This is a genomic window from Candidatus Skiveiella danica, assembly GCF_022705245.1.
Lineage (GTDB): Bacteria > Pseudomonadota > Gammaproteobacteria > Burkholderiales > Burkholderiaceae_C > Skiveiella > Skiveiella danica.
On sequence record NZ_JAKJEW010000020.1, the window covers coordinates 39,740 to 57,431 of the forward strand.

Genomic DNA, 17,692 nt, shown 5'->3' on the forward strand with positions numbered 1-17,692 from the left:
TGCGGCTCAGGGCTGCACCAGACCGCGCCGCGCCGCTTCCAGTGCGGCTTCGGCGCGGGACGACACGTTGAGCTTGCGGTAAATCTGCTTGATGTGGTCTGCGATGGTGTGCCGCGACAGGCCGAACTGCTGGGCAATCTCCGGGAGCGTGTACCCCTTGGCCACGCGCTGCAGCACGTCGGTCTCGCGCTCGGTCAGCTTGACCTCGTGCTCGATCTGGCGCATCAGCGTCTTCTGACGCTGCGGACTGCTGGCAAAGTGAGAAAGCACCCGGCGCGCGATCGGTGGCGAGAGCGGGGGTTCGCCCTGCGTCATGCGCAGCAACTGGGCAATCAGCGTTTCCTGCGGTTGCTCCTTCAGGAGGTAGCCAAAGGCTCCGGCTTGGAGGGCAGGAAACAGGTGGTCGTCATCGTCATAAATGGTCACCACCACCGGCACGGCCCGCGGTTGATGGTGGCGCAGCGCACCCACCACGTCGATGCCGGAGCCGTCAGGCAGGCCCAGGTCGATCAGCGCCAGGTCAAAGGGGCGCTCGGCCACCCGCGCCAGGGCCTGGTCCACGCGCGCAGCCGTGGTGACCTCCACCTCGGGAAATGCCGCGCGGGCCACCTCAGCGAGCCAGTCCCGGATTTCCGGAAGGTCTTCAACGATCAGGGCGTGTTGCATTTGATGATGGTAGCGGATGCACCTGCGACGCAAGTTCGGGCGCATCCGCAGCGCCACCCCCGTCCGGCAGAAGCGGCACCCGCACCAGGAGCATGGCGCCGCCCATCGGCCCGGTTTGCCAGGCATGCCGGCCGCCCAGGATGCGCACGCGCCGCTCGATGCCTCCCAACCCGTTGCCCTTGGCGCCCATAGCCGCGACGTCCATGCCGCACCCGTCATCTTCGACCGACAGGGTCATCGCCCCGGTCGGAAAAGCGATCTCCACGCGGCAACGGCTGCCACCGCTGTGACGGATCAGGTTGGAAACGGCCTCGCGCAACACGCGGGTGAGCTGCACCTGCATGCGCGCGGGCAACAGCAGGCCCGGTGCGGGCTCCGCCGCCGACCAGTCGGCCGCGAAGTGGGCGGCCGCAAGGCGCTGCACCGTCTCGGCGCGCCAGTCGGCCAGCACATCGACCGCACGCAAGGGCTCACTGACCATGCCGCGCACCGACAGGCGCATTTCATCGAGGGCCTGGCGCGCCATGCCCGCGAGTTGCCCGCGGTCGTCCACACGGCTGCTTTCGTGGGCAATGCTCAGCAATTTGGCCCCCAGATCGTCGTGCAGATCCGAGGCGATGCGCTGGCGCTCGTCCTGAACCGCCTCCCGCGCCCGAAGGCTGGAGAGTTCGGCGTAATTGCGCTCGATCTCGGTGGATTTTTCCGCCACCCGGCGTTCCAGTTCGATATTGAGCTCTTCGCTGCGGCGCAGGTTGTCGCTGAAAAGCCAGATCAGACGCAGGCAAAGGGGCAGCAGGGTGATCGGCCCGCCCAGATGGCCGAAATGCATCTTCAGCGGCAGCCCCAGGAACGCAGCGGCCAGTTCGACCAGCGTGATCGCCACCATCGTCAGCAGAATCACGGAAAACAGCCAGAAATCCCTGCGCGAGACTTGCCACGAAACGGCCAGGAACCAGATGGCAGCAAGAATGAACTGTGGTACCAGCCAGTAGTAGTTCCATCGCGCCAGCGGATAGACATTTTCCTGCCCGCCCCAAAGAAAGACCAGCGGGATCACCAGCATCTGCCACCACAGAACCTGATTGACCCAGCCCACGCTTCGCCCGAGAAAGCGCATCAGAAAGAGCACCAGACCCGATACGCACAGCGGCGCGGTCGCCGGCACCAGCATCTCGATCCACGGCCCGGGCAGCGGCGGATCGATGATGTACAGGCGCGTGGTGTTCAGCGTCCACCAGCCGATCCACAGTGTGAAGTACCCGTAGTAGGTGTCCCTGGGCCGCGTCAGCCACAAGGCGCCTATGAAGACGGTAAATGCACCCAGCAAGGCCGTGATGACCTTGGGTAGCGTGATGTTCCACCACAGCGCCTGCTCGTACAGGGGCCGAAGTTCGTCTGATGCCCCAACGCGCACCACCGACAACCCTGAAGACCGCTGTGCGGCAGAGACCTGACGCAGCGGATAGCCCACGACCTGAATGTGGATCGTGTTGACACCGGGTTTCAACAGGGCCTGGGGCAGCATGAACATCTGCGGCGTGAAGCAGTTGCGGCTGTATGGCAACGTCAGCTTCCCGCCGGAACCCACCGGCGACCCGTTCAGGTACACCGCCAGATTGCTGCAGACGCGCTCCACATAGATGGCCGGGACCTGGCTGCCTTGCACGAGGCGGGTGGTGTCCAGCGGTATGCGGTACCAGAGTTCGCCGCCATATTCGGGGCGGGTTCGGCCCCAGTCGTCCGGCAAGGTCTGTGCACGCCAGCCAGAAGCCGGCGCGCTCCTTTCAGAAAAGCCGGGCGCTTGCGAAACTTCGGCCTCACGAATCTCAAGCACCTCGGCCTGCACGGCCGCGGCGGCGAACAAACCCAATGCGCCGGCCAAGGCCAGCGCGCGGGAAAGGGCGACAATCATGAGCAGCATCCACTTCACGCCATGATTGTCCGTCACACCTTCACTCCCCATAACAACACCCGCCTGTCCCACCTGTGCGGCCCCATGGACGCGCACCTGCGCACGATCGAAGCGGCGCTACAGGTCAGCATCGCGCACCGGCACGAGCAGTTCAAGGTGGACGGACCCAAGGCCAAGGCAACGCGCGCGATGGAGGTGCTGCAGGCGTTGTACGAGATGGCCGAGCGCGCGATCCCCGCAGACAAGATCCAGCTGATGCTGGCAGGCGAGGGCGAATCCCTGACGGCCGGCGAAGACGGCGCCGTGGTGCTGCACACCCGCCGCGCCGACCTGCGCGCGCGCACGCCCAACCAGAGCCTGTACCTGGAGGCCATGGCCACGCACGACATCACCTTCGGCATCGGCCCGGCCGGCACTGGCAAGACCTACCTCGCGGTGGCCAGCGCCGTGGACGCGCTGGAGCGCGCCTCGGTGCAGCGCATCGTGCTGACGCGCCCGGCGGTGGAGGCCGGCGAGCGTCTGGGTTACCTGCCGGGCGACCTGGCGCAGAAGGTGGACCCCTACCTGCGCCCGCTCTACGACGCGCTGTACGACCTGATGGGTTTCGACAAGGTGACCAAAGCCTTCGAGCGCGGCGCGCTGGAGATCGCGCCGCTGGGCTTCATGCGCGGGCGCACGCTGAACCACGCCTTCGTGATCCTGGACGAGGCGCAGAACACCACGCCCGAGCAGATGAAGATGTTCCTGACCCGCATCGGCTTTGGCGCCAAGGCGGTTGTGACCGGCGACGTGAGCCAGATCGACCTGCCCAAGACCCAGCTCAGCGGCCTGATCGACGCCGAGCGCGTGCTGCGCCGCGTCAAGGGCATCGCCATGTGCCACCTGACCTCGGCCGACGTGGTGCGCCATCCGCTGGTGGCGCGCATCGTCGACGCCTACGACCAGCGCGGGCGCACGGCCGCAGCGCGCAAGACAGCTGAATAACTATTTCTTTGATAGCATCCAGTGACCGCCCGACGCTGGAAATGCACGGATTTGACGCGAAAATGCGCCTGAACACCCTTCAACTCTCGCTGCAGTTCGGCGATCTGGCCGATGCGGCCCTGCACCGCATCGCCCTGCCCCGCCACAAGGTCGCGCGCTGGATTCGCCATGCGCTGGCCGCGGATGCCGAAATCACGGTGCGCATCGTCGGTCTCGAGGAAGGCCGTGCGCTGAACCGGGACTACCGCCAGAAAGACTACGCCACCAACGTGCTGACCTTCGACTACACCCGGGAGCCCCTCGTCACCGCCGACCTGGTGCTGTGCGCCCCGGTGGTCGAGCAGGAGGCGCGCGAACAGGGCAAGACGCTGCAGGCCCACTACGCGCACCTGCTGGTGCACGGCACGCTGCACGCCCAGGGCTGGGACCACGAGACCAGCCGGGCAGACGCCGAGGAAATGGAGGCGTACGAGATTCAGATTCTGGCAAGGCTGAACCTGCCGAACCCATATTCATGATTCTTTTCTAAGAAAGGCTCTCGAACGCCTTAAAACGGCATCTTGGGCATGCCGCCCATGCCCTTCATGCCACCCATGCGCTTCATCATCTTCATCAGGCCGCCGCCCTTCATCTTCTTCATCATGTCCTGCATCTGCTCGAATTCCTTGAGCAGGCGGTTCACTTCCTGAACCTGCACCCCTGCACCGGCCGCAATGCGGCGCTTGCGGGTGGCCTTGAGCAGCTCGGGCTTGCGCCGCTCCTGCGGCGTCATGCTGTGGATGATGCCCTGCTTGCGAACGATGTCTTTCTCGGCCCGGCTCAGGTCGGCCTCGGATGCCTTGGCCGCCATCTGCGTGGGCAGCTTGTCCATGAGGCTGGACAGGCCGCCCATCTGCTTCATCTGCTGGATCTGGGCGAGGAAGTCGTTCAGGTCAAAGCCCGCGCCACTCTTGACCTTCTCGGCCAGCTTCTGCGCCGCGGCCATGTCCACCCCGGCCGTCACCTGCTCGACCAGCGCCACGATGTCGCCCATGCCCAGGATGCGCCCGGCGTGGCGCTCGGCGTCGAACACCTCCAGCCCGTCGATCTTCTCGCTGGTGCCGGCAAACTTGATCGGCGCCCCGGTGATCTGGCGCACCGAGAGCGCAGCGCCCCCGCGCGAGTCGCCATCGGTCTTGGTCAGGATGATGCCGGTCAACGGCAGGGCTTCCTTGAACGCTTTGGCCGTATTCGCCGCGTCCTGACCCTGCATGGCATCCACCACGAACAGGGTTTCGACCGGCTTGAGCTCAGCATGGAGTTCGCGGATTTCCCGCATCAGCGCCTCATCGATCGCCAGCCGGCCCGCCGTGTCGACCAGCAGCACGTCGAAATAGTGCTTGCGGGCGTAGTCGATCGCCGCACGGGCGATGTCCAGCGGCTTCTGGTCGGGTGTGCTGGGGAACCATTCGGCACCGGCCTGCGCGGTGACGGTCTTGAGCTGCTCAATGGCGGCCGGGCGGTACACGTCGCCCGAGACGGTCAGCACCTTCTTCTTGCGCTTCTCGATCAGGTGCTTCGCCAGCTTGGCCGTGGTGGTGGTCTTGCCGGCGCCCTGCAGGCCGGCCATCAGGATCACGGCGGGGGGCTGGGCGGCCAGGTTGATGTCGGCAACCCCCTCGCCCATCGTTGCGGCCAGTTCGCGGTTGACGATGCCCACCAGCGCCTGCCCGGGCTTGAGCGAGCCCATCACTTCCTGACCCAGGGCCTTTTCCTTGACGCGGGCAATGAAGTCGCGCACCACGGGCAGAGCCACGTCGGCCTCCAGCAAGGCCATGCGCACCTCGCGCAGCATGTCGGTCACGTTGGACTCGGTGATGCGGGCCTGGCCGCTGATCTGCTTGACCAGGCGGGAGAGTTTGTCGGTAAGGGCGGAGGCCATGGAGGAGTATCCCGTCGGGTTGGGCCCGCCTGCTGGCGGACCGGAGAAGCACCGCGCGGCCGCGGTGTGCAAAACGCTAAACTGTGCCCATGATTTTAGCCAGTGCATCTTCCGTCGGACTGCTGCTTGCCCTGGGTGCCGCCCTGGCCTATGGACTGACGGCGGTGGCGGCGCCGCGACTCAGCCACCACGCGGTCCGACTGATCCTGCTGGCCGCGTGGTCGATGCACGCCGGGACGCTGGGTCTGGGGCTGGCTGGAACGCCGGCGCGCTTTGGCTTTGCTCCCGCTTTGTCCATCACCGCCTGGCTGGTGCTGACGGTGTATGCCGTCGAAAGCCATGTCATCCCCCAGTTGAAAGCGCGTTGGGCCCTGTCCGGATTGGGCGCGGCTGCGGTGCTGTTGGCGCAAGTCTTTCCAGGCGCGCCGCTGAATCCCGTGGCATCACCCTGGCTTCCGCTTCATTGGGCGCTGGGCATCGCGTCCTATGGCCTTTTTGCTGCGGCGGTGGTCCACGCAGGGCTCATGACCAGAGCCGAGAAGCAGATCCGTCTGGCCGCCGCCCCCCAGAGCGGCGTGCCCTTGCTCACGCTGGAGCGTTTCACCTTTCGCTTCGTGACCGCCGGCTTTGTGCTGCTGAGCGCCACGCTGCTCGCGGGCTGGTTTTTTGGCGAACACCTTTATGGGGCGGCGGGTGCGCGCTGGAAATGGGATCACAAGGCAGTCTTTTCAGTGCTGTCATGGATGACCTTTGGCACGCTGTTGATCGGTCGTGCCCGCTTCGGCTGGCGCGGTCGGCGCGCGGTTCGTTTTGTCTACGCCGGCGCGGTCCTGTTGCTGCTGGCCTACGCCGGCTCACGGTTCGTCCTGGAAGTGATTCTGGGACGCAGTTCGTGAAGGCCTTGATCATCCTGTTGGCGATCCTTGCGGGGGTCTGGCTCTGGCGCAGCGGCCGACAGAAAAGCCTTGGAGGTCGGGCCAACCCACCGCCCGAACCGCCAGCCAGCGGTCGCGAGGCCGCATCGATGGTGGCTTGCGCGGTCTGCGGTGTCCATGTGCCCCCCTCCGAAGCGGTCGCCGGACGTCAGGGCTCGTATTGCAGCGCAGCGCACCGCCGGCAGGCCGAGGGATGAATGAGACGGCCCGATCCGGCTGATCCCGCCTCGTCCTGGTTCGGGTCCGAGAACCTGCCCATGCCGGGTCTCTCCGCGAAAACCCACCCGGATGCAGCAAACCGGCTGTGGCATGGCTTCATGACCGCGCGGGTGATGACTGCGCTGGTGCTGCTGCTGATGCAGGGCTCTGCCTACCTCCTGGGCCTGGGTGCCTCCGTTCTGGTGCTGGACCTTTGCTTCCTGTATCTGGTGGCCGCGCTCGCCGTTCGCTTGCTGGGTAGCGCGAGGTCGCCGGGCCAGGCGTTCAATCCCCAATGGCTCGCGACCATCGCCGTGGATGTCGTCGCCTTTTCCGCACTGCAGTTCCTGCAAGGCGGCAACATCAATTACACCCCCTTGTTTGCGCTTCCGATCCTGCTGGCGGCCGTCCTGGGCACGCTGACGCTGGCGATGGGCACGGCCGCCACCGTCACCCTGCTTCTGCTGACCGACGCGTGGTGGATGTCGGTGGCCATGCCCGCCGACACCACGCCCCGATTCCTGCAGGCCGCGCTGACGGGCTCGGGCCTGTTCATCGTCGCTTTGCTGGCACACCAGCTGGCCGTGCGCCTGACCCGCGAGGAAGCCCTGGCACAGCGACACGCGGCCGAAGCACGGATACAGACACGCGTGAACCAACTGGTCATTGAAAACCTGAACGACGGGGTATTGGTGGTTGACAGCCAGGGGCGGGTCCGCGCCGCCAACCCGGCTGCGCGCCATCTGGTGGACGGTGACCTGCCTGCCCGCCGTACGCCGACGAAGCTGACCGACGAAGGAGCGTGGAAGCCCCTGGCCCAGCTGGCTGACATGACCTTTGCGCAGGGCAGCATGCCGACCACCGACGTCGATCTCGATTTCGCGGGTCTGCCCAGTGTCTACCTCAAGGTGCGCACGCAGCTTGCCGCAGCCGGGACCGAGGGAACCGGCAATCTCTGCGTCATGTTTCTGCAGGACCGCAGGGATGTGGAAGCCCGGGTCAGGGAAGAAAAGCTCGCGGCGATGGGTCGAATGTCGGCCGCCGTGGCCCATGAGATTCGCAATCCGCTGGCGGCGGTTGCGCAGGCCAATGCACTGCTTGAAGAAGACCTGGACAGCCCCGCCCGCCACCAACTGACCCGCATGATCCGGCACAACACCGAGCGCCTGGCACGGATTGTTGACGAGATTCTCGACGTTGCCCGGGTCGAGCATCTGAACACGGGAAACGGTGGCACGGCGGTTACGCTCGATGAGGCGATACAGGTGATATCCGCCGATTGGATCCATCAGAACCCGCAGGCCATGCGGCTGGACCTGCGTCTGACCGGTGGCCCGATCCGGGCTCGCTTCGATGCCGACCACTTGCGCCGTGTGCTGATCAATCTGCTCGACAACGCCAGGCGCTATGCAGCACACGCAGAGCCGATTGAGCTTTCGACTGTGGTAGGCGGCGTCGGCCATCCGGAACTGAGGGTCTGGAGTGACGGTCCGCCACTCGAGCAGGCGGTGCGGCGTCATCTGTTCGAGCCTTTCTTTTCGTCGCAAAGCCGCTCCAGCGGACTGGGCCTTTACATCTGCCGAGAGCTGTGCGAGCGCCACCAGGCGCACATCACCTACGACCGCACCGCAAGAAAACCCTTCGGTCAGCCGACCTGGGGCAATGAGTTTTGCGTACGATTCGAGCCTGCCGACGTTCACGAACATGCAGCGCCAACAGGCGCACGGCCGAGCGCACCAACATGACTGCAACGCCCACGACACTTGCTCCCCTGGTCCTCGTCATAGACGATGAGCCTGATCTTCGAACGCTGTATGAGCTTACGCTGCTGCGCGAAGGCTATCGGGTCGAGACTGCCGCAACGGTGGCAGAAGCCCGGATTTTGCTTGACCGCAACCCCTTTGCGGCCGTGATCACCGACATGCGCCTGCCCGATGGGACGGGGCTTGACCTTCTGAAAGAGATCCAGGCGCAGCGCCGACCGGAGCGCTGCATGGTCATCACGGCCTACGGCTCGGCTGAGAATGCCGTGGAGGCGCTCAAGAATGGCGCTTTTGACTACCTCACCAAGCCTGTCGATCTCAAACAGTTCCGCACTGTCGTGGCCTCCGCTATCCGTGACCGCACCTCGGACCGCGTCGCCGCTGCGCGAGCTGACATGGTTGCGCCTCGGGCAGGTCACTGGGTCCCGGGTGAAACAGGATCACAAGGCCACTCTGGCACTGCGGCACTGGAGCGCCTGGTGGGCACATCGGAGGCGCTGAGCGCCGTCAAGAGGCGTGTCGTCAGGGTTGCGCGCAGCATGGCTCCTGTCCTGGTGCGAGGCGAATCCGGAACCGGCAAGGAACTGATCGCGCTGGCCATCCATGCCTGCAGCCATCGTGCGGACGGCCCTTTTGTTGCTGTGAACTGCGGGGCTATTCCAGAGAACTTGCTTGAAGCCGAGTTTTTTGGTGCGCGCAAAGGGTCCTATACCGGGGCCACCCACGATCGCCTGGGCTATTTCCACGCCGCCGAGGGCGGCACGCTGTTTCTTGACGAGATCGGGGATTTGCCGCTGGCCATGCAGTCCAAGCTGCTGCGTTCGATCCAGGAACGACGCATCCGTTCACTGGGTTCGACGCAGGAAGATGTGGTCGACGTCCGGATCGTGAGCGCGACGCACAAAGACCTGGCAGCGGAAGTGCAGGCCGGCACATTTCGCCAGGATCTTTATTACCGCCTCAACGTCATTGAGATCGTGGTGCCCCCCCTGCGGGAGAGACGCGCGGATCTGCCGGCCCTTTGCGAGGCCCTGCTGGCTCGGATTGCCCAGGAATCCGGCGAGCCGGCACCCACGATATCCGAGCGTGCGCTGCGCGCGATCGAAAGGCACCCGCTGCCGGGCAACGTCCGCGAACTCGAGAACCTGCTTCACCGCGCGCTTGCGCTCAGTGCGGACGGGGAGCTGAACTTCGATGAAATCGACATGCCACCCTGCGCGGATGAGCCTTCAGCCAAAGGCGATGACCAGCCATCGCCCAGTGGATGTGCGGTGCCCGCCGACTTGCAAACCTGGCTGGACGAGCAGGAGCGGACCGTCATCACACGGGTCCTGAATGAAACAGGTTTCAACCGGACGGCCGCAGCGGCGCGACTCGGCCTGAACCTGCGCCAGATGCGCTATCGCATGGCCCGGCTGGCTATCGCGGCTCCCTCCCCTGGAATCGATCCCGATGAGCCGTCCTGAGTCGTATCCTGGTCTCTGGCGGCAAGGCTGGTATCGCTTTGCCCGCCATCTTCCTTCGCCGAACTTCGGTCCGCGACCCGAAGGCGTGAGTGTCGACCTGCTGGTCCTTCACTCCATCAGCCTGCCACCCGGCGTCTACGGCGGCGATCAAGTGCAACGCCTGTTCACCAATCAGTTGGACTTTGGCGCGCACCCATGGTTTGAACAGCTGAGGGGGCTGGAGGTGTCGGCGCACTTCTACATCCGGCGCACCGGTGATCTCTGGCAGTTCGTCAGTTGCGACGATCGGGCCTGGCACGCGGGCAAGTCGCTGCACCTGGGCCGCGAAAACTGCAACGACTATTCGGTCGGCATCGAACTGGAAGGCCTGGAAGGCGATTGTTTCGAGCCCGCCCAATACGAGACATTGGCCGGGCTGTGTGCGGCGGTCGCCCAGAACTACCCCATCGCACACATCGCCGGGCATGAGCATGTTGCGCCGGCGCGCAAGCACGACCCCGGGGCCGGGTTTGATTGGACCCAGTTGTGCAGCAGCCTGGGTTGGCCACCTCAGTGTTTTCCCTCGATTGCCGACGGCCTCTCCAAGCCCTGACCGATCGCGCGCGCCCGGCGGGACGACCCTCGGCACGGCGAGAACGACAAAGCTTCTTCGATCGACATCAAGACGGGACGCGGCTTTGCCGTGAAAAATCCCGCAAAAGGCGCGCCAATGCTCGTGTCAGCTGCGCCGGTCCGCCAGCAGACTGGCCTGGAAGGGAACCGGACAAAGGCCTCGTTCAGGCAGCAAACCAGTGCGCTCACGGGTCAGCTCAGGGTGCTGCACACGCACAGGGCAGAAAACACGCGATACACTACCGGTAGTGTCTTGTCACATGCTCAGACACCATATATAGTGCTTGCATCGCCACTGACCGAGCCAATGCCAAACCCGGTCACCAGGCTCGCCGCACGACTAACAAGATATTTCCAGAACAAAGAGGAAGCCATGCAAATCGCCTTGAACCCGACTTCTGCTCCCGCCGGGAGCTTCTCCGGTAACACCCTTGCCGAGGTTGCCGGCCAGCCGTCGGTCACGCCTTTGACGCATTACCAGATCATCCGGCGCAATGGCGCGGTGGTGCCGTTTGCTCCGGACAAGATTGCCATCGCGATGATGAAGGCGTTTCTTGCGGTTCATGGAACCCAGGGAGCGGCTTCGGCCAGCGTGCGCGAGGTGGTCGACAGTCTCACTCAGGCCGTCGTACGGGCATTGATGCGCTCGCGGCCGGGCGGCGGCACGTTTCATATCGAGGACGTCCAGGACCAGGTCGAGCTCGGACTGATGCGCGGTGGCCACCACGAAATCGCTCGCGCTTATGTGCTCTACCGCGAGCGACGCACGCAGGAGCGTGCGCGCCAGGCGCAGACCGAAGCCGCCCGCGCCCCGACCCCCGTCCTGCATGTGACCGACGGTGGACAGCGCGTGGCCCTGGACACCACCCAGCTCCAGCACCTGATCGAATCGGCCTGTAGCGGACTCGGCGCCGACGTCAAGCCGGAGCCCATCGTCGCAGAGACCATGCGCAACCTGTACGACGGTGTTCCGATGGACGAGGTCTACAAGGCATCCATCCTGGCGGCCCGCACCCTGATCGAGAAAGACCCCGACTACACCTACGCCACGGCGCGGCTGCTCCTGCACACGATTGCCAAGGAAGTGCTCGGCGCCGATGTGATCCAGGGTGGACTGGCCGCGCGGTACGCCGACTTTTTCCCTGACTTCATCCGCAAGGGTGTGGAGCATGAGTTGCTGGATGAACGGCTGCTGCAGTTCGACCTGCCGAGGCTGGGCGCCGCACTCAAGGCCGAGCGCGACCTGCAGTTCGACTACCTCGGCCTGCAGACGCTCTATGACCGCTACTTCCTGCACGTGCGCAAGACGCGGATCGAACTCCCCCAGGCCTTCTTCATGCGTGTGGCCATGGGCCTGGCACTCAACGAGATCGACCGTGAAGCGCGCGCCATCGAGTTCTACGAGGTGTTGTCCTCTTTCGATTTCATGTCCAGCACACCGACGCTGTTCAACAGCGGCACGCTGCGCTCCCAGCTGTCATCGTGCTACCTGACGACGGTGCCGGACAACCTGGACGGCATCTACGAATCGATCAAGGAAAACGCCCTGCTGTCGAAATTCGCCGGCGGGCTCGGTAACGACTGGACGAGAGTTCGTGCGCTCGGCTCGCATATCAAGGGCACGAACGGCGAATCGCAGGGCGTGGTTCCGTTCCTCAAGGTGGTGAATGACACGGCCGTGGCGGTGAACCAAGGCGGCAAACGAAAGGGCGCCGTCTGCACCTACCTGGAGACCTGGCATCTCGATATCGAGGAATTCTTGGAGCTGCGCAAGAACACCGGCGACGACCGTCGCCGCACGCACGACATGAACACGGCCAACTGGATTCCCGACCTGTTCATGCGCCGCGTCATGGAAAAAGGCGACTGGACGCTGTTCTCGCCGTCCGACTGCCCGGATCTGCATGACAAGTTCGGGACCGCGTTCGAGAAAGCCTATGTGGCCTACGAGCAAAAGGCGGAGCGCGGCGAGATCCGGCCTTCGCGCAAGCTGCCGGCCACCGACCTGTGGCGCAAGATGCTGTCCATGCTGTTCGAGACCGGGCACCCCTGGATCACGTTCAAGGACGCCTGCAACATCCGGTCGCCGCAGCAGCATGCGGGTGTCGTTCACTCCTCGAACCTGTGCACGGAAATCACGCTCAACACCAGCGATTCCGAAACAGCTGTCTGCAACCTGGGTTCGATCAACCTGCTGCGCCACATCAAGGACGGGCAGATCGACCACGCGAAGCTGAAGGCGACGATCACGACGGCCATGCGCATGCTGGACAACGTGATCGACATCAACTACTACGCTGTCAAGAAGGCCCGTGACTCCAACTTGCGCCATCGCCCGGTGGGCCTGGGCGTGATGGGCTTTCAGGACAGCCTTTATGAGTTGCATGTCCCCTACGCTTCACCCGAGGCCGTGAGCTTTGCAGACCAGTCCATGGAAGCGATTTGCTACTACGCCTACTGGGCGTCGACTGAGCTGGCGCGGGAGCGGGGCAAATACGCGAGCTACAAAGGATCGCTGTGGGATCAGGGCATCTTGCCGCTCGACACACTGGATCTGCTCGCGCGCGAACGTGGCGGCTATGTCGAAGTGGACCGCTCCGCCACCATGGACTGGGACGCACTGCGCCGCAAGATCGCCACCGATGGCATGCGCAATTCGAACTGCGTAGCCATTGCGCCGACCGCGACCATCTCCAACATCATCGGGGTCGACGCCTCCATCGAGCCTTGCTTCGGCAACCTGTCGGTCAAGTCGAATCTGTCCGGTGAGTTCACCATCATCAACAGCTACCTGGTGCGCGACCTCAAACGCCTGGGCCTGTGGGATGACGTGATGGTCATGGACCTCAAGCATTTCGATGGCTCGCTGCGCCCGATCGACCGCGTCCCGCAGGAGATGAAGGCTTTGTATGCCACCGCCTTTGAGGTGGAGCCCCAATGGTTGGTGCAGGCGGCAGCCCGTCGCCAGAAGTGGATCGATCAGGCGCAATCGCTGAACATCTACATGGCCGGCGCATCCGGAAAGAAGCTGGATGACACCTACAAGCTTGCCTGGATCAGCGGTCTGAAGACCACGTACTACCTGCGCACGATGGGCGCCACTCACGCCGAAAAATCCACGGTCAAGGCGGGTCGACTGAACGCGGTCTCCACGCAAAGTGATGCGCAGTCCTCCATGAGCGCACTCGATGCCGCAGCCGCCAGCGCGCAAGCGCAGATGGCGTCAGCACCTGCTACCGACATCAAGTTCTGTGCGATCGACGATCCGGGCTGCGAAGCCTGTCAGTGAACCCGACGTTACAACGCAACATTGCCAACAACGATGTGATTGATTCCTTGGTGTTTCACATCGTTGCTTCGATAATTTGAAAACTGGAAACCTCTATGCTGTCCTGGGACGAAGAAGTCACACCGTCGTTGCAACCCGCCTTGCAGCCCCACCTCACAAGCGGTCATTTTGATGGCCGCCAGCCAGAACTTCCCCCTTCGGTTTCAACAACACCCAGCGCCACACGGTTTCTTGATGATGGTGCGGCTGTTCGTTCGGCCGTCATCCAGCCATCGTCCAAGCCGGCCTCCACGTCCCGTCGCATCAATGCGGCAGACAAGCGGATCATCAATGGTCAGACCGATGTCAACCAGCTGGTCCCTTTCAAATACAAATGGGCGTGGGAGAAATACCTCGCAACCTGTGCCAACCACTGGATGCCGCAGGAAGTGAACATGAACCGCGACATCGCGCTCTGGAAGGACCCGAACGGTCTGACCGAAGATGAGCGTCGCATCATCAAGCGCAATCTCGGCTTCTTCGTCACTGCCGATTCGCTGGCCGCCAACAACATCGTGCTGGGCACCTACCGCCACATCACGGCACCGGAGTGCCGCCAGTTTCTGCTGCGCCAGGCATTCGAGGAAGCGATCCACACCCACGCCTACCAGTACATCGTGGAGTCGCTTGGCCTCGATGAGGGCGAGATCTTCAACGCGTACAACGAAGTCCCCTCGATCCGCAACAAGGATGAATTTCTGATCCCTTTCATCGAGGCGATCATGGACCCCAACTTCAAGACCGGCACACTGGAGAACGACCAGACCCTGCTCAAGTCGCTGATCGTCTTTGCCTGCCTGATGGAAGGCCTGTTCTTCTACGTCGGCTTCACGCAGATCCTGGCGCTGGGTCGCCAGAACAAGATGACGGGAGCCGCCGAGCAGTACCAATACATCCTGCGGGATGAGTCCATGCACTGCAACTTTGGCATCGACCTGATCAATCAACTCAAGCTGGAGAACCCGCAATTGTGGACACCGGCATTCAAGGCCGAGATCAAGGCACTCTTTTTGAAGGCCGTGGAGCTTGAGTACCAATACGCTGAAGACACGATGCCACGTGGCGTGCTCGGCATGAATGCCTCGATGTTCAAGGGTTACCTGCGCTACATCGCCAACCGGCGCGCAACGCAGATTGGACTGGAAGCCTTGTTCGCCAATGAGGAAAACCCGTTCCCTTGGATGAGTGAAATGATTGATCTGAAGAAGGAGCGCAACTTCTTCGAAACCCGTGTGCTGGAATACCAGTCGGGCGGTGCGCTCTCGTGGGATTGATGATCTGAATATGGTTTCAAGAATCGCACGAAAGCCCTATCACGCCGAAGAGCGTGGACGGTCTTCGTGTTCCCCTGTTCATGGTGCTGGGCAATGGCCCAACACCATGAATCGCTTTGTGCGGCCCGATGGGGCCCGAAGTGGTTTTCCGCGTTGATCTGTCAATTTGATAAAGGAGAAAATCATGGCAACTGCGAAGAAGGCCGCACCGGCCAAGAAGGCCGCACCGGCCAAGAAGGCCGCACCGGCCAAGAAGGCCGCACCGGCCAAGAAGGCTGCACCGGCCAAGAAGGCTGCACCGGCCAAGAAGGCTGCACCGGCCAAGAAGGCTGCACCGGCCAAGAAGGCTGCACCGGCCAAGAAGGCTGCACCGGCCAAGAAGGCCGCAGCCGCTGCAAAGCCTGCAGCAGCCAAGCCCGCCGCCAAGAAAGCAGCCAAGAAGCCGGCTGCGAAGAAAGCCGCGAAAGCACCCGCTGCCCCTGCCCCGGCTGCAGCGCCGGCGCAGACCAAGCTGAACCCGCAAGCGGCCTGGCCGTTTCCTACCGCCAGCAAGCCCTGAGTTCTACGGGCTCAAAAAACCCGGTGCCGCGAGGCGCCGGGTTTTTTTCGTTGGCGACCAGGGGTTGGTTGGCTCAATCGTTCAGGATGACGGTGTAGTTCTGCGGCCCGCGCTGCGCAATTTTCAAGGCCCCGATGCGGTTGCCCAAAGCCGCGCATGCGGGCAACGTCCATCCTGCCTCCAGCCCATAGAGAAGCGCACCACGCCAGGCATCCCCGCAGCCGGTGGGGTCCACGACCGCGGCCGGCTCGATGGGTGGCACCCATGTCTTCACGCCGTCTTCCCACACGTCACAACCCTGCGCGCCCAACGTGACCACCAGCCCCTGCACGCGCCGGGAGATATCGGCCAGACTCAAGCCCGTTCGGTCACACAGCATCTTCCCTTCATAGTCATTGACCGTGACCCAGGTTGCCTGATCGATGAATGCCGACAGTTCCGGGCCATCGAACATCGGCAGGCCCTGCCCCGGATCGAATACGAATGGAATGCCGGCCGCCTGAAATTGGCGGGCATGTTGAAGCATCGCGTCGCGCCCGTCGGGCGAAATGATGCCAAGCCGAATGTCCTCGCGCACAGGAACTTCCGTGATGTGCGCCTGCATCATGGCTCCGGGGTGGAACGCGGTGATCTGGTTGTTGTCGCGATCGGTCATGATCAAGGCCTGCGCGGTATAGCTGTCACTGACTTCGCAAACAAACTCGGTGCTGATTCCCAGGCGGTTCAAGCGAGCTTGGTAATCCGCGCCATCGTTACCCAAGGTCGCCATCGGCAGGGGCGTCCCTCCCAGCGCCTTGAGGCTGTAGGCGATGTTGCCCGCGCAACCGCCAAAGTCCCGCCGCAGACCAGGCACCAGGAACGACACGTTCAGGATATGCAACTGGTCAGGCAGGATCTGTTCGGCAAACCGGCCCTCGAAGGTCATGATGGTGTCAAAAGCCAGGGATCCACAAATCAGGGCAGCCATAGTCGTCGCGCAAGGGCGCTGGTAAAGATGAAAACAAACAATCAGGGATAGAAGGCCAGCAGGCGATAGCCCGCAACGCGGCCGCTGTCGCCACTCGAAGCCACGCCAAGGTTGAGCACGGCACTCCATTCGCCTTTGGGCGCCAGCGCCACGCTGGAGCCGAGCTCTGCGGGTTGAAACACGCGCCGCAACACAGGCCGATCCTGCGTGTCGGTCAATGTCAGCTCGACGGCAGGAGTCGCAACCTCGACCCCTGCCGTGTTCCGGATCATGAACCCGAGCCGAAACAGGTCACTGCGAACCCGCATGAACGAAGAGTTCTCGATGACCACCGATTCGATCTGCCTGGGAACGTCCACCTTGCAGCCCGCGAGCTCGCAAAACATGGCCAGCCAGGGCTTGAGACGCGGCTCCAGTGAAGCCAGGCGATCGCGCTCCTGCAAACCGATCTGAGCGGCGAGCCCGCCCAACAGCAGCAAGGCGGCCAACAGCAGCACAAAACGCATCAAAGGCTTGCGCCAGAACGCCTGTCGCCGCGCCTCGCGCACGAAGGACACGTCTTCGTCCAGCACCGACTCTGGGTCTTCGACCGCAGAAGCCCGCGCCGGGGCAGCGACCGCCTGCGCCGCCACAGGTCCAGGGCGAAAGACGGCCTCCAGCGCATCGTCGTCTTCGAGCGGTGGAGCCGCAGGCGTTTCCGCGCTGACGAGCAAGGTGCCGCTGGCCACATGCGCCACCAGGCCCTGATCCGGTCGTTCCTGTGGCATCCCGGCATCTTCGGGTTCCGCGTCAATGGACGTGGGCGCTGCCTGCAGTGAATCCACCGATTCGGACGAACTGGTCTCGGTATGTTCCGCCATGGGCACGACCGGCGGCGGCGGGCCGGTCCGCTCCAGCGGCTGAGCGGGTATGGAGGATGGTTTCAGTGAAGCAGCCGCTGAGCGCACCGGCGGCGTCAGGACCTGCAGATTGCGCGCCGCATCGAACACTTCGGCACACTGCCCACAGCGCACCCAGCCTTCGGAAATCCTGAGCTGATCCGGGACGACTCGAAACATCGTCCCGCAGGCAGGGCAGCGTGTGATCAGGCTCATGAGCAGCAGATTG

At 63.6% G+C, this 17,692-nt stretch carries 14 protein-coding genes and 1 pseudogene; 10 read left to right on the forward strand and 5 right to left on the reverse strand.

From position 1 onward, the window contains the following. Positions 1–6 precede the first annotated feature (6 nt). Both ACMUOY_RS12455 and ACMUOY_RS12460 read right to left on the reverse strand, forming a co-directional pair. On the reverse strand, positions 7–666 hold the full coding sequence (locus tag ACMUOY_RS12455) for a response regulator transcription factor (protein ID WP_413893045.1): 660 nt from the start codon (positions 664–666) through the stop codon (positions 7–9). Beyond that, entirely contained in the window at positions 644–2,578 is a 1,935-nt protein-coding gene (locus tag ACMUOY_RS12460) for an ATP-binding protein (RefSeq protein ID WP_413893046.1), read from the reverse strand. Before ACMUOY_RS12460 ends, ACMUOY_RS12455 begins: the two co-directional genes overlap by 23 nt. Positions 2,579–2,599: 21 nt before the next feature. On the opposite strand from ACMUOY_RS12460, the gene ACMUOY_RS12465 reads away from it, so the two are divergent. Continuing rightward, positions 2,600–3,562: a PhoH family protein gene (locus ACMUOY_RS12465; protein ID WP_413893047.1), complete on the forward strand. Its 963-nt coding sequence runs from the start codon at positions 2,600–2,602 to the stop codon at positions 3,560–3,562. 62 nt (positions 3,563–3,624) lie between these two features. Next, positions 3,625–4,080, forward strand: a complete 456-nt coding sequence (ybeY, locus tag ACMUOY_RS12470) for an rRNA maturation RNase YbeY (RefSeq protein ID WP_413893048.1) — start codon at positions 3,625–3,627, stop codon at positions 4,078–4,080. 29 nt (positions 4,081–4,109) lie between these two features. Here the strand turns inward: ybeY and ffh are convergent, their stop codons facing one another. Beyond that, positions 4,110–5,483: a signal recognition particle protein gene (gene ffh, locus ACMUOY_RS12475; protein ID WP_413893049.1), complete on the reverse strand. Its 1,374-nt coding sequence runs from the start codon at positions 5,481–5,483 to the stop codon at positions 4,110–4,112. A gap of 89 nt (positions 5,484–5,572) precedes the next feature. On the opposite strand from ffh, the gene ACMUOY_RS12480 reads away from it, so the two are divergent. From ACMUOY_RS12480 to ACMUOY_RS12515, 8 genes and pseudogenes are all read left to right on the forward strand, one after another. Next, positions 5,573–6,379, forward strand: a complete 807-nt coding sequence (locus ACMUOY_RS12480) for an inner membrane protein YpjD (RefSeq protein WP_413893050.1) — start codon at positions 5,573–5,575, stop codon at positions 6,377–6,379. Continuing rightward, positions 6,376–6,615 carry a PP0621 family protein gene (locus ACMUOY_RS12485; RefSeq protein WP_413893051.1) on the forward strand — a complete coding sequence of 80 codons (240 nt, stop codon included), beginning with the start codon at positions 6,376–6,378 and terminating at the stop codon, positions 6,613–6,615. Before ACMUOY_RS12480 ends, ACMUOY_RS12485 begins: the two co-directional genes overlap by 4 nt. Before the next feature lie 60 nt (positions 6,616–6,675). Further along, on the forward strand, positions 6,676–8,361 hold the full coding sequence (locus ACMUOY_RS12490) for a sensor histidine kinase (protein ID WP_413893052.1): 1,686 nt from the start codon (positions 6,676–6,678) through the stop codon (positions 8,359–8,361). Then, the gene (locus ACMUOY_RS12495; RefSeq protein WP_413893053.1) at positions 8,358–9,845 is read left to right on the forward strand and encodes a sigma-54-dependent transcriptional regulator; all 1,488 of its coding nucleotides are present in this window, start codon (positions 8,358–8,360) and stop codon (positions 9,843–9,845) included. Before ACMUOY_RS12490 ends, ACMUOY_RS12495 begins: the two co-directional genes overlap by 4 nt. Beyond that, positions 9,832–10,437: an N-acetylmuramoyl-L-alanine amidase gene (ampD, locus tag ACMUOY_RS12500; protein WP_413893054.1), complete on the forward strand. Its 606-nt coding sequence runs from the start codon at positions 9,832–9,834 to the stop codon at positions 10,435–10,437. The genes ACMUOY_RS12495 and ampD overlap by 14 nt, the downstream gene beginning before the upstream one ends. Positions 10,438–10,830: 393 nt before the next feature. Beyond that, positions 10,831–13,746, forward strand: a complete 2,916-nt coding sequence (locus ACMUOY_RS12505) for a ribonucleoside-diphosphate reductase subunit alpha (protein WP_413893055.1) — start codon at positions 10,831–10,833, stop codon at positions 13,744–13,746. Positions 13,747–13,841: 95 nt separating this feature from the next. Beyond that, positions 13,842–15,059, forward strand: coding sequence for a ribonucleotide-diphosphate reductase subunit beta (locus ACMUOY_RS12510; RefSeq protein WP_413893056.1), 1,218 nt, complete (start codon positions 13,842–13,844; stop codon positions 15,057–15,059). A gap of 193 nt (positions 15,060–15,252) precedes the next feature. Further along, a pseudogene (locus ACMUOY_RS12515) lies at positions 15,253–15,618 on the forward strand (histone); the annotation flags it as partial. Positions 15,619–15,691: 73 nt separating this feature from the next. On the opposite strand, the gene ACMUOY_RS12520 reads toward ACMUOY_RS12515, so the two are convergent. Then, positions 15,692–16,585 carry a carbohydrate kinase family protein gene (locus ACMUOY_RS12520; RefSeq protein ID WP_413893057.1) on the reverse strand — a complete coding sequence of 298 codons (894 nt, stop codon included), beginning with the start codon at positions 16,583–16,585 and terminating at the stop codon, positions 15,692–15,694. Between the two features lie 41 nt (positions 16,586–16,626). Further along, positions 16,627–17,679: a DUF3426 domain-containing protein gene (locus ACMUOY_RS12525; RefSeq protein WP_413893058.1), complete on the reverse strand. Its 1,053-nt coding sequence runs from the start codon at positions 17,677–17,679 to the stop codon at positions 16,627–16,629. Positions 17,680–17,692 lie beyond the last annotated feature (13 nt).

What these genes read in the sequence shown, in the direction of transcription:
- ACMUOY_RS12505 (WP_413893055.1), top strand. Translation starts at nt 10,831, where the DNA reads ATGCAAATCGCCTTGAACCCGACTTCTGCTCCCGCCGGGAGCTTCTCC.
- ybeY (WP_413893048.1), top strand. Translation starts at nt 3,625, where the DNA reads ATGCGCCTGAACACCCTTCAACTCTCGCTGCAGTTCGGCGATCTGGCC.
- ffh (WP_413893049.1), bottom strand. Translation starts at nt 5,483, where the DNA reads ATGGCCTCCGCCCTTACCGACAAACTCTCCCGCCTGGTCAAGCAGATC.
- ACMUOY_RS12525 (WP_413893058.1), bottom strand. Translation starts at nt 17,679, where the DNA reads ATGAGCCTGATCACACGCTGCCCTGCCTGCGGGACGATGTTTCGAGTC.
- ampD (WP_413893054.1), top strand. Translation starts at nt 9,832, where the DNA reads ATGAGCCGTCCTGAGTCGTATCCTGGTCTCTGGCGGCAAGGCTGGTAT.
- ACMUOY_RS12510 (WP_413893056.1), top strand. Translation starts at nt 13,842, where the DNA reads ATGCTGTCCTGGGACGAAGAAGTCACACCGTCGTTGCAACCCGCCTTG.
- ACMUOY_RS12460 (WP_413893046.1), bottom strand. Translation starts at nt 2,578, where the DNA reads ATGATTGTCGCCCTTTCCCGCGCGCTGGCCTTGGCCGGCGCATTGGGT.
- ACMUOY_RS12495 (WP_413893053.1), top strand. Translation starts at nt 8,358, where the DNA reads ATGACTGCAACGCCCACGACACTTGCTCCCCTGGTCCTCGTCATAGAC.
- ACMUOY_RS12490 (WP_413893052.1), top strand. Translation starts at nt 6,676, where the DNA reads ATGCCGGGTCTCTCCGCGAAAACCCACCCGGATGCAGCAAACCGGCTG.
- ACMUOY_RS12480 (WP_413893050.1), top strand. Translation starts at nt 5,573, where the DNA reads ATGATTTTAGCCAGTGCATCTTCCGTCGGACTGCTGCTTGCCCTGGGT.
- ACMUOY_RS12520 (WP_413893057.1), bottom strand. Translation starts at nt 16,585, where the DNA reads ATGGCTGCCCTGATTTGTGGATCCCTGGCTTTTGACACCATCATGACC.
- ACMUOY_RS12465 (WP_413893047.1), top strand. Translation starts at nt 2,600, where the DNA reads ATGATTGTCCGTCACACCTTCACTCCCCATAACAACACCCGCCTGTCC.
- ACMUOY_RS12455 (WP_413893045.1), bottom strand. Translation starts at nt 666, where the DNA reads ATGCAACACGCCCTGATCGTTGAAGACCTTCCGGAAATCCGGGACTGG.